This is a genomic window from Streptomyces calidiresistens (genome assembly GCF_014141525.1).
In the GTDB taxonomy this organism is placed as follows: Bacteria; Actinomycetota; Actinomycetes; order Streptomycetales; family Streptomycetaceae; genus Streptomyces; species Streptomyces calidiresistens.
Genome location: NZ_VKHS01000561.1, coordinates 1 through 3736, shown reverse-complemented (window position 1 = coordinate 3736; position 3736 = coordinate 1). Strand labels below are relative to the sequence as shown.

The 3736-nt window shown below is 76.6% G+C and carries 4 protein-coding genes and 1 tRNA gene; 3 read left to right on the top strand and 2 right to left on the bottom strand.

Annotated elements, in window-relative coordinates; translation table 11 throughout:
• Positions 1–59 precede the first annotated feature (59 nt).
• Positions 60–545 (bottom strand): hypothetical protein, encoded by a 486-nt coding sequence (locus FOE67_RS19570; RefSeq protein WP_228474058.1) that lies wholly within the window; start codon positions 543–545, stop codon positions 60–62.
• Positions 546–752: 207 nt separating this feature from the next.
• Between FOE67_RS19570 and FOE67_RS19565 the strand changes: the two genes are divergently transcribed.
• Entirely contained in the window at positions 753–2213 is a 1461-nt protein-coding gene (locus FOE67_RS19565; RefSeq protein WP_228474057.1) for an NsdA family TPR-like regulatory protein, read from the top strand.
• A 31-nt stretch (positions 2214–2244) separates the two neighbouring features.
• On the opposite strand, the gene FOE67_RS19560 is transcribed toward FOE67_RS19565, so the two are convergent.
• On the bottom strand, positions 2245–2841 hold the full coding sequence (locus tag FOE67_RS19560) for a histidine phosphatase family protein (RefSeq protein ID WP_182666099.1): 597 nt from the start codon (positions 2839–2841) through the stop codon (positions 2245–2247).
• Between the two features lie 280 nt (positions 2842–3121).
• Here FOE67_RS19560 and FOE67_RS19555 point away from each other — a divergent pair, with 280 nt between their 5' ends.
• Both FOE67_RS19555 and FOE67_RS19550 read left to right on the top strand, forming a co-directional pair.
• Entirely contained in the window at positions 3122–3499 is a 378-nt protein-coding gene (locus FOE67_RS19555; RefSeq protein ID WP_182666097.1) for a DUF8844 domain-containing protein, read from the top strand.
• 110 nt (positions 3500–3609) lie between these two features.
• A tRNA-Lys gene (locus tag FOE67_RS19550) sits at positions 3610–3683 on the top strand.
• Positions 3684–3736: the final 53 nt, after the last annotated feature.

Genomic DNA, 3736 nt, shown 5'->3' with positions numbered 1-3736 from the left:
GGATTCGGGGGAGCGTCGTGGGTTCCCCGGGGCGGGCGCCGCCGCCGGCCGGGAGCCGGTCAGTGTCGACAGCGGTCCAGGGCGGCCAGGGTGCGACCGGCCCGTCGCAGTGCCTCCCGGAGGCGGTCCGGGCAGGTGGTGGTGGCGGCGGCCCTCTCCGGGGCGATCAGCCAGCCGGTGCCGTTGACCGGCGGCCGGCCCTCCCCGCCGGCCGCCGGCCCCGCGGTGGGGACGCAGGCGCTGCCCGGCACCTCCCAGCGCTCGGTGGTGCCCTGCGGAACGAGGAAACCGAGGGTCTCGCCCGTGGCGTCGTACAGTACGGGGCCCGGGCCCTCGCCGAGTCTGAGCAGGTCCACCGCCTCCAGGCCGATCCGGGTGGGGACGGTGACCAGGTCGTGCCCGTCGCCCGGACCGCGGCGGACGGGGGCGAGCACGGCGCCCCCGCGCCCGGGGGAGGGTTCGCCCGGCGGATCGGACGGGTGGCGGAGGACGGTTCGGGACGGACGCCGGCCGGTTGCCGTACCGGCGGGACGGTGATCGAGCATGGGGGCCTCCTCGCGTCGCCCGGGCGCCCGACGGCCGGGGCGCCCGCTTCACCCCGTACAACGCGGGTGGGCGTCAAGGGCTACGGGCCGATGGCCCCGTAACGGGTGGCGCTTCATGGCGAATTACGAGTCGGATATCCGCCTTTTCAGGAGAATCGGCGGCAAAACAGACTCCGCCGCCCCCCGGCTCGGCGGTACCGTCCGGGCATGGCGTCGAAACCATCCGCGACCGGGGGACCACGGAGAGCTTCCAACGGTGCCGACGGAAGGGCGCCCGTACCGAACACCGTCTTCCGCGCGTTGCGCGGCAGCCGCTCGCCGGGGGAGTTCGCCTCGGAGGTCCGTCGGGCCGCCCGGGAGATCGGCGAGCACGTCTCCTGCGACGCCCGCTACATCGGCCGGGTGGAGTCGGGGGAGATCCGCTGCCCCAATTACGCCTACGAGCGGGTCTTCGCGCACATGTTCCCCGGCCGGGCCCTGACCGACCTGGGGTTCGCCCCCCGCGCGTCGGTGCGGGGACGGGCCGCCCGGGTCCGGGACCGCGGGTGGGACGCCCCCGGCCCGCCACCGGCGGGGCCGGAGGAACCACCGGGCCCCCCGGAACCCGCGGGGGACCCGCGAGAGGACGGGAGGAGCGACGTGCTGCGTCGTGCGTTCATGACCGGCGGTCCGGCCGCCGTGGCGTCCCTGGCCCCGCTGGGGGTCGTCGGGCTCGGCGCCAGGGCGGCGGCGGCCGGTCCCGCGGGCGCCGGCGGGTCGGATGCCGCCGCCGTGGAGAGGGCGGTACGGGAGATCCGCCTGCTGGACGACCGGCAGGGGGCCGGCGACCTGCTGGCCCGGGCCGGCGAGGAGCTGCGGCTGGCCTGGGAACTCGTGGACGCCGGTGCCCGCGACCCGGCGGTGAACGACCGGCTGCGCTCGGGCACCGGGGAGCTGGCGATCTCCGTCGGGTGGCTGGCCCACGACTCGGGCCGGCTCGACGTGGCCCGGGAGCACTACGACGAGGCGCTGGCCTGCGCGCGGTGGTCCGGCGACGCCGCGCTGGAGGCCCACGCCTTCTGCAACCTGGCCTTCCTGGCCAGGGACGCCAACCGGCCGCGCGAGGCGGTCCGCGCGGCGCAGGCCGGACAGCAGGCCGCCCGTCGGGTGCCCTCCGGGCGCCTGCGCGCCCTGCTCCTGCTGCGGGAGGCCGGGGGGTGGGCCCTGCTGGGGGATCGTCGCGCCTGCGAGGAGGCACTGGCCGGGGCCGAGAGCGCGCACCCGGGTTCCGACCCCACGGACGGCGACCCGGAGTGGATGTCCTTCTTCGGCGACGCCGAGTTCGCCGGGCTGAGCGCGCAGTGCTGGGCCGCGCTCGGGGAGCCGGAGCGCGCGGCGCGGGCCGCCCGGCAGGCGGTGGAGCTGCGCGATCCGCACTTCGTGCGGAACATCGCCCTGTTCTCGGCGATCCTCGCCGAACAGCAGGCGCTGGCCGGCGAACCCCGCGAGGCGGCGGTCACCGCCCTGGGGGCGGTGGACTCGCTGGCGCGGGTGCGGTCCGTGCGGGTCCGCCAGATCGTCGGGCGGACCGTGGAGGTGCTGGAGCCGCACCGGTCCCTGCCGGAACCGGCACTGCTGTGCGAACGGTTCCGCACGCTCCCCGTGCCGGCCCCCCGGTCCCCGGCCTGAGCGGGGCGGTCCCGCCCCCGATCGCGACCGGTCAGCCGAGGTGGCCGGTGTCGTTCCAGCGCTCGATGGCCGGGGCCCCGTAGGCCCATCCCAGCACCGACAGCGAGGCCGGGTCGAGGCGGATGTGCGCCGCGAACGCCGGGTCCATCCCCAACCAGCGCGCCCCCAGCGTGCGCAGGATGTGACCGTGCGCGAAGATCAGCACGTCGCGTCCGCCCTCCCGGGCCCCCGCGATCACCCGGTCGGCCCGCTCCCCCACCGCCGCCAGGGTCTCGCCGTCGGTGACGCCGTCCCGCCAGATCAGCCAGTCGGCGCCGCGCCGGGCCCGGATCTCGTCCGGGGTCATCCCCTCCTCGGCCCCGTAGTCCCACTCCATCAGGTCGTCCACCGGGCGGGCACCGGCGCCGAAACCGGCCAGTTCGCAGGTCTCCCGGGCCCGGGAGAGGGGGCTGGTCCACACCTCGGTGTCGGGCAGGCCGTCCCAGGGGGAACGGCGCAGGCGTCCGCCCAGCCGTTCGGCGTCCGCGCGGCCGATGTCCAGCAGCGGGACGTCCGTGCGGCCGGTGTGCCGGCCGGCCACGGACCAGGCGGTCCGTCCGTGTCGAACCAGCAGGAGGCGTGCCGCCATCGTCTCTTCCCGTCCGTCGCGTCCCGATTGCCGACGTCCCCTCCACCCGCGGAGTCCGCCGGCGGAAGGGCCGTTCCGGTCATCATCACCCATGGCGGGCAGGGGGGCGCGAGGGGGCTCCCCCGCCGATCGGGGCGCCGGGGGCCGGGGTTCGCCACTCCCGCCGACCGGGGGGTCGGCCGTAGACTGCGATGTCGGGACCCGTCCAGGGGCCCCGGCCGATGGCCACGCGGCGCCGCGCGGTCGTACCGCAGCAGCCCGTGAGGAGGCGGATCCCACCGTGACCCAGCCCGGCGAGGGGACGGAGAGCACCACGTCCCGCCCGACCCGGCCCCGGTTCCGCAAGCCGGCGTCGCTGACCTTCGAGCCCCCCGCGCAGGCCGTGGACGCCGAGCACTTCTTCGGTCTGGAGTCCGTCGCCGACCCGCAGGAGCTGCTGGAGCGATCGACGGATCTGGCGGTCGCCTTCCGGGACGCCGCCGAGCGGGCGGTGGAGTACCAGGCGATGGCGGCGGCCCGGCTGACCGATCCGCGGCGTTTCGACCGCCTCACGGAGGCGCAGCTCGCCGAGCGCGCGGGGTGGGGCGAGGACTACGCGCGGCGGATGGTGGACTTCGGGCGGCGGCTCGAGCGGGGAGACCCCACCGAGGGGGAGTGACCGCCGGCCCGGGGCGCCGGAATCGGAGCGCGACGCAGGTCACGGCCCCGTTCGGCCGAATCGATTTTCGTCCCGCCCGCCCCGGGTGCTACAGTCTTCCCTGTCACCAGGCGCCGCTAGCTCAGTTGGTTAGAGCAGCTGACTCTTAATCAGCGGGTCCGGGGTTCGAGTCCCTGGCGGCGTACGCGACATCGAGGGGCCCGGCCGTACGGCCGGGCCCCTCGGCTCGTTCCGGAT